General features: G+C 67.5%; 5 protein-coding genes and 1 pseudogene. 5 read left to right on the top strand and 1 reads right to left on the bottom strand.

What is annotated here, in order from left to right; all coding sequences use genetic code 11:
- Positions 1 to 32: 32 nt before the first annotated feature.
- A complete protein-coding gene (locus tag F1193_RS14960) occupies positions 33 to 1,187 on the top strand; it encodes a PAS domain-containing protein (RefSeq protein ID WP_150098603.1) in 1,155 nt (384 codons plus the stop codon).
- Positions 1,184 to 2,719, top strand: coding sequence for a sigma 54-interacting transcriptional regulator (locus F1193_RS14965; protein ID WP_150098604.1), 1,536 nt, complete (start codon positions 1,184 to 1,186; stop codon positions 2,717 to 2,719). The genes F1193_RS14960 and F1193_RS14965 overlap by 4 nt, the downstream gene beginning before the upstream one ends.
- A gap of 76 nt (positions 2,720 to 2,795) precedes the next feature.
- Here F1193_RS14965 and F1193_RS14970 read toward each other — a convergent pair whose 3' ends face one another.
- Positions 2,796 to 3,380 (bottom strand): cupin domain-containing protein, encoded by a 585-nt coding sequence (locus F1193_RS14970; protein ID WP_170263685.1) that lies wholly within the window; start codon positions 3,378 to 3,380, stop codon positions 2,796 to 2,798.
- 302 nt (positions 3,381 to 3,682) lie between these two features.
- On the opposite strand from F1193_RS14970, the gene F1193_RS14975 reads away from it, so the two are divergent.
- The 3 genes and pseudogenes from F1193_RS14975 to F1193_RS17535 form a co-directional block, all read left to right on the top strand.
- Positions 3,683 to 4,957: a 4-aminobutyrate--2-oxoglutarate transaminase gene (locus tag F1193_RS14975; RefSeq protein WP_150098605.1), complete on the top strand. Its 1,275-nt coding sequence runs from the start codon at positions 3,683 to 3,685 to the stop codon at positions 4,955 to 4,957.
- A 1-nt stretch (position 4,958) separates the two neighbouring features.
- Positions 4,959 to 6,413 (top strand): NAD-dependent succinate-semialdehyde dehydrogenase, encoded by a 1,455-nt coding sequence (locus tag F1193_RS14980; protein WP_150098606.1) that lies wholly within the window; start codon positions 4,959 to 4,961, stop codon positions 6,411 to 6,413.
- Positions 6,414 to 6,578: 165 nt separating this feature from the next.
- Positions 6,579 to 6,819: pseudogene (locus F1193_RS17535) on the top strand (ISAzo13 family transposase); the annotation flags it as partial.

The following is a 6,819-nucleotide window of genomic DNA, read 5'->3' on the forward strand; positions in this document are numbered from 1 at the left end:
CCCCGTTTTCGCGCGGTGGATCGGGGGCCGGCGTGGTGATTGGCCCCTCCGCCGTGCTGGCCGCGCTGCCGTTCCCCGCTTTGGCGGTCGCCGAGGATGGCAGCATCCGCGCCATCAATGCCGCCGGCCGCGACGCGCTCGGCTTGGCTGCGCACGATCGTGCACCGCAAAGCCTCAAGGCGATCATCGGCGCTGAGGCGTCGGCAGGGCTTGGCGATCTTCGGCACCTGCCCGGCGGCCCGACCGTGCGCGGACCGCTGGCGGTGCCGCTGCTCAAGGACAATGGCCGTGCCGGCCGGGCGGTGGTGACGCTGTTCTGGCACGGCGACGACCGGTTCGGCGAATGGGCCTGCCTGCTGTCCGAGGTCCGCCAGCCCGGACGGACCAGCGCCGAGGATGTGCTGTCCTGCATGGTCGACGCCTGCGGCGAGGCGATGTGGTGCATCGAGTTCGACGAGCCCGTCGACACCGCCCAGCCGCGCGGCGAAATCATCCGCCAGATCTTCGAGAACACCTGCCACTGGACGCTGTGCAATCGCGCGATGGCGCGCATCTACGGCGTGCCCGATGGCGGCGATCTCAACCGCGAGCCGGTCTCGCGCTTTTTCGCGCGCAGCCCCGAGAACGAGTGGTTCATCGGCCAGCTCATCGACAGCAGCTACAGCATCGACGGCGTCGCCTCCTGCGACCATCTTCACGACGGCACGCCGGTCTTTCTCGAAAACACCGTGCGCTGCCACATTGAGGATGGGCTGCTGTGGCGGATGATCGGCACGCTGCGCGACCTGACCACCTTCAAGGAAACCGAGGTCGCGCTCACAAGGCGCGAGGAGAGCGTGAAGGACGTGCTCGGCGCCATCGCCGACGTGGTGGTGGTGATCGATCGCGACGCCTGCCTGTGCGCCGCCAATCCGGCGTTCGAGAAGCTGTTCGGCGTGCCGGTCGAGCCCTGGCTCGGGCGCACGCTCACGCCGATCGTCGATCTTGAGCGCTACCTCCATCCGTGGGTGGCATCGCTTGAGCCGTTCACGGTGATGGCCTGCCGGCCGGGACAGGGCGCCATCCTGTGCGAAGCGACGCTCGCCCCGGTGCCGGACGGCTTCGACAGCCGATTTGTCGCCGTGCTGCGGCCGGCTCGGGCGCGGTCCGAACCCCGGCCAAGGGTGATGATCGGGAGAGGTGCATGAGCTTCAAGATGCAGGAGGACCGGGGCACCTCGCTTTATTCCGCCGCCGACCTCGTTCGCGCCATCGCCCAGCCGAACGCCCCGGTGCTGCTCGATTCGCTGCCGGATGCCGTGCTGTGCGTCGATCCTGCCGGCGTCGCGCGGCTGGCCAACCGCGCGGCACAGGCGCTGCTCGATCCGCCGATCGACACCGCGGTCTTCAGTCTTCGCACCTATCTCGAACGGCTCGGCATCGATGCCGGCGCCGTCGTCAAGGCCGTCAGCCTGGGCACCCGCCTCAACCGGGTCGACACCATCGCCGATGGCCGCTCCATCCTGATCTCGTGCCGGCCGGCGCTCGGCACCGACGGCAAGCTCGCCTTCAGCGTGATGGTGCTGCGCAACCTCGATTCGATCAATCGCCAGATCGAAAGTGCAGCGCGGTCCGGCTTCGTCTCGGTCGGCGAGAGCGTCGCCGCGGTCGATCGCGGCATCGTGCTCAATCCGAGCAGCGCCGCCTTGATCGAGCAGGCGATGCGGGCGGTCCACCTCGGCATCCGCGTCTTGATCGTCGGCGAGTCCGGCGCCGGCAAGACCGAGATCGCCCGCCAGGTTCATGCCATGACGCTCGGCGGCAATCGCCCATTCATCCACGTCAATTGCGCCGGCATTCCGGAAAGCCTGTTCGAGTCGGAGATGTTCGGCTACGCCGCCGGCTCGTTCACCGGCGCACTCAACCGCGGCAAGAAGGGACTGATCGAGGCCGCCGACAAGGGCACGCTGTTTCTCGACGAGGTCGGCGAAATCCCGCTGCACTGCCAGGCAAAGCTGTTGAAATTCCTGGAGGACGGCGTGGTGCAGCGGGTCGGCGCCACCGGCGGCCGGCGGGTGTCGATCCAGTTGTTCTCGGCGACCAATCGCGACCTCCTGGACATGAGCCGCTCCGGCGCATTCCGCAAGGATCTCTATTATCGCCTGAGCTCACTGACCCTCACCGTGCCGGCCCTGCGCGAGACGCGCGATCTCATTCCCGATCTGGTGCGCATCTTCGTCGCCCGCCTCAATGCCCGCCGTGACCGGCCGTTCAGCCTGGACGCGGCCTGCCTGCGGCGGCTGATCGAGTATGACTATCCCGGCAACATCCGCGAGATGCAGAACATCATCGAGCATCTGGCAGTGATGTGCGACGGACTTGCGGGAGAGGAGCACCTGCCGGCCAGCGTGCTGTCGGCGACCTCGCAGGCGATCGCAGCGCCGTGCCGCAGCCCCGGCAATGGCACGCTGCTGCCGTTCTCCTGCTTTCCGGAACCGACGCCGAGCCCGGTGCTCGGCATCCCGACGATCGCCGATCCCGCCAGCTTTTTCGCCGCGCCGGCAAGCGGCGGATTTCCGGTCGCCTCGCTGAAGGACGAAGTGCGGCGCTACGAAAAGTATCTGGTGCGCGAAGCGGTGCGGCGCGCCGGCAGCAAGCGGAAGGCGGCGGAGTTGCTGAGCGTCGATATCGCGACCGTGGTGCGCAAGACCCGCGAGGCCGACGAGGTCGAGGACGGCTAGAGCATTTTCCGCAAAAGCGGGAACCAGCTTTGCGATAGAAAGTGCGACAACTCGGAAACTTAAAGCGCTTCCAGCGTCAGAACGTCGGCGGCGTGCAGGCGCTCACCACGATGCAGGGCGTGGTGGCGATGTTGCGGAAGCGATGCGGAATCCGGCTGTCGAAATGATAGGCGTCGCCGGCGCGCAAGAGCTCGGTTCGCTCGCCGACCGTCAGCAGCAGTTCGCCGCTGATCACCACGCCGCCCTCCTCGCCTTCGTGGCTGTAGGCATCCTCGCCGGTGTCGGCGCCGGGATCGTAGGTCTCGTACAGCATCAGAAGGTTGGTGTTGTCGCTGCGGCCGACCCGCTTGAACGACAGGGCGCGCAGCGATTCGGCGGTCGCGGCGCGATAGACCCGGCCGGGATTGATCTCGGTCAGTTCATCGTGGCGGAACACGAAGCGGTCGGGTTCGCTGCGCTCGCCCTTGGCGAAGAAGTCGGACAGCGTGGTGTCCAGGATCTCGAGGATCTTCTTCAAGGTGTTGATCGACGGGCTCGTCATGTTGCGCTCGATCAACGAGATCAACCCGTTGGTCACGCCCGCGCGCTGCGCAAGCTCTCGCTGGGACAGGCCGCGCTCCTCGCGGATGGTCTTCAGTCGCGCGCCGATATCGATGTCCATCACCCCTGCCTCCCCGACCCCGCACGTCCGCTCCGCCATCATGCCCGCGATGCCCGGATCGCAGGGCTGGTCGTCAAACCAATGACCCGACCGGTGCGGACGCCGTTGTCGTTCGCGACATTCCCGAGAAAATCAAGCGTTTCCAACCTTTCGCCGTTCGTGCTGCACGCCGAGGCCTGATCGCGGGGTGCAACGCTACACCGTGTGTTGCTACACCGAGTGTTTATAAAAATAAACATTGCGAGCATCCTCATTAAACGGTAACGTTCAATCGGCTCCCGTTCGCAAGGCCCGAGGTTGAAATGTTCAATTCCGAAATCGAAAAGCGGCGCGCTGCAGCTCTCGCCCGCGGCGTCGGCGTCCTCACGCAGAGTTTCATCGTAAAGGCTGAGAATGCCGAGGTGTGGGATGCCGACGGATGTCGGCTGATCGATTTCGCAGCCGGCATCGCCGTGGTCAATACCGGCCATCGTCACCCGAAGGTCCTGGCCGCGGTCAAGGCGCAACTTGAGGCATTCACCCACACCTGCCACCAAGTGCTGCCGTACGAGCCCTATGTCCGGCTTGCCGAGCGGCTGAACGCCAAGGTGCCGGGGACCTTCGCCAAGAAGACAGTGTTCGTCACCACCGGCGCCGAGGCGGTCGAGAACGCCGTCAAGATCGCCCGCGCCTACACCAAACGCGACGCGGTGATCGCGTTCGGCGGCGGCTTCCACGGCCGCACCTTCATGGGCATGAGCCTCACCGGCAAGGTGGTGCCCTACAAGACCGGCTTCGGCGCGATGATGCCGGACGTGTTCCACGTCCCCTACCCCACCCCGCTCCACGGCATCACCGTGGACGACACCTTCAAGGCCATCGACAAGCTGTTCAAGGCCGACCTCGATCCGGCCCGGGTGGCGGCGATCCTGTTCGAGCCGGTGCAGGGCGAAGGCGGCTTCTACCCGGCGCCGCCCGACTTCGTCCGCCGCCTGCGCGAGCTGTGCGACAGCTACGGCATCGTGATGATCGCCGATGAGGTGCAGACCGGCTTTGCCCGTACCGGCACCCTGTTCGCGATGGAAGCCTATGGCATCGCCGCCGACCTCACGACCATGGCCAAGGGGCTGGGCGGCGGCCTGCCGATTTCCGCGGTCGCCGGCCGCGCCGAGATGATGGACGCCGCCGGTCCCGGCGGCCTCGGCGGCACCTATGGCGGCAATCCGCTCGGCATCGCCGCCGGCAACGCCGTGCTCGACGTGATCGAGGAGGAGAATCTGTGCGCCCGCGCCAACGAACTCGGCGCCCGCCTCAAGGCCCGGCTGGAAGAGATCCGCGCCTTCGCGCCGGAGCTCGCCGACATCCGCGGCCCGGGCTTCATGGTCGCCGCCGAGTTCATCGCCGCCGACGGCAAGCCGGCGCCGGACCTCACCGCGCGCATCCGCGTCGAGGCGCTGGCGCGCGGCCTAGTGCTGCTCACCTGCGGCGTCTACGGCAACGTCATCCGGTTCCTGGCGCCGCTGACCATTCCGGACGATCACTTCGCCGAGGCCATGGACATCCTTGAGGAAGCGGTGAAAGCTGCGCGGGGGGTATGAGATGCTGATGCTGAAGGATCCGTCGCTGCTGCGCACGCAGGCCTACATCAACGGCGCGTGGGTCGACGCCGCCGCCACATTCACGGTCGACAACCCGGCAACCGGCGAGGTGATCGCCACGGTCGCCGACGTCGGCGTGGCCGGAACGCGGGCGGCGATCGACGCTGCCCATGCCGCCCAGCCCGGCTGGGCCGCATGGACCGGCAAGGAGCGCGCCGCGGTGGCGCGGCGCTTCTACGATCTGATCGTCGCCAATGCCGACGATCTCGCCGCCATCCTCACCGCCGAGATGGGCAAGCCGCTGCCCGAGGCCAAGGGCGAAATCCTCTACGGCGCCTCGTTCATCGAGTGGTTCGCCGAAGAGGCCAAGCGCATCTACGGCGACGTCATTCCCGGCCACCAGCGCGACAAGCGCATCCTGGTGCTCAAACAGCCCGTCGGCGTGGTCGGCTCGATCACGCCGTGGAACTTCCCTAACGCCATGATCGCCCGCAAGCTGGCGCCCGCCCTTGCGGTGGGCTGCACCTTCGTGGCGCGGCCCTCGGAGCTGACGCCGCTGTCGGCCTTGGCGCTGGCCGCGCTGGCCGCGCGGGCCGGAGTGCCGGCCGGGGTGTTCAACGTGGTGCCGAGTTATGACGCCGCCGCGGTCGGCGCGGAATTGTGCGCCAATCCCAAGGTGGCGAAGATCACCTTCACCGGCTCGACCCGCGTCGGCAAGATATTGATGCGGCAGTGCGCCGACACCGTGAAGAAGCTGTCGCTGGAACTCGGCGGCAACGCGCCGTTCGTGGTGTTCGACGACGCCGACCTCGACGCGGCCGCCGACGGCGCGCTGATCGCCAAGTTCCGCAACGCCGGCCAGACCTGCATCTGCGCCAACCGCATCTATGTGCAGGCCGGCGTCTATGACGCGTTTGCCAAGAAGCTGCGGGAAAGGCTCGCAACGCTGAGGCTCGGCAACGGCACCGAGCCCGGCGTCACCACCGGGCCGCTGATCAGCGAGGCGGCGGTGGCCAAGGTCGAGCGCCATCTGCGCGACGCGGTGGAGAAGGGTGCCGCGGTCGTCGCGGGCGGGCGACGGTCCAATCTCGGCCGCACCTTCTTCGAGCCGACGCTGCTCACGGAGGTGACGCAGGACATGCTGGTGGCACGCGAGGAGACGTTCGGTCCGCTGGCGCCGCTTGTGCGGTTCGCGACCGAGGAGGAGGCGGTGGCGATGTGCAATGCCAGCGAGTTCGGGCTGGCGGGCTATGTGTACTCGCGCGACCTGGCGCGGGTGTGGCGGGTGGCCGAGCGCATCGAGACCGGCATGGTGGGGATCAACACCGGGCTGATCTCCACCGAGGTCGCGCCGTTCGGCGGGGTCAAGCAGTCCGGCCTCGGCCGCGAAGGCTCCAAGTATGGCTGCGACGACTATCTCGAAACCAAATACCTCTGCCTCGGCGGCATCGCCTGATCGCGGCATCGCCTGACCCAAACGCGCGCATCGCGCGCCGGTGAAGTGGACCCCGTTTTTGGGGCCAGTGGCTAAGGCATTGACCACGAACAAGTGAATCGAGGTGGGGTCTATTGCGGGCCGGAAGGGATTCCGGGGCGGCGGGCAATTTCGTAGCCTGTTTGAGTGATTGACGAATCGGCCATCCGCCTGCGCTTTGAGGCGCTCTGTGACGTTCTCGACGAGCGAGGCCGGCGCCGGTTCGCGGCGGCCGAAGCGCTGGCTGCGGGGCGCGGCGGCGTCACGGCGGTGATGCGCGCCACCGGCATTGCGCGCAGCGTCCCCGCGAAGGCGGTGATGCGCGCCACCGGCATTGCGCGCAGCGTCCCCGCGAAGGCGGGGATCGGGCGCGGGCTGGCCGAGTTGC

The organism is Blastochloris sulfoviridis, from assembly GCF_008630065.1.
GTDB lineage: Bacteria > Pseudomonadota > Alphaproteobacteria > Rhizobiales > Xanthobacteraceae > Blastochloris > Blastochloris sulfoviridis.

Excerpts from the sequence above, each read along its gene's own strand:
- F1193_RS14965 (WP_150098604.1), top strand. The coding sequence starts at position 1,184 with ATGAGCTTCAAGATGCAGGAGGACCGGGGCACCTCGCTTTATTCCGCC.
- F1193_RS14980 (WP_150098606.1), top strand. The coding sequence starts at position 4,959 with ATGCTGATGCTGAAGGATCCGTCGCTGCTGCGCACGCAGGCCTACATC.
- F1193_RS14975 (WP_150098605.1), top strand. The coding sequence starts at position 3,683 with ATGTTCAATTCCGAAATCGAAAAGCGGCGCGCTGCAGCTCTCGCCCGC.
- F1193_RS14970 (WP_170263685.1), bottom strand. The coding sequence starts at position 3,380 with ATGGACATCGATATCGGCGCGCGACTGAAGACCATCCGCGAGGAGCGC.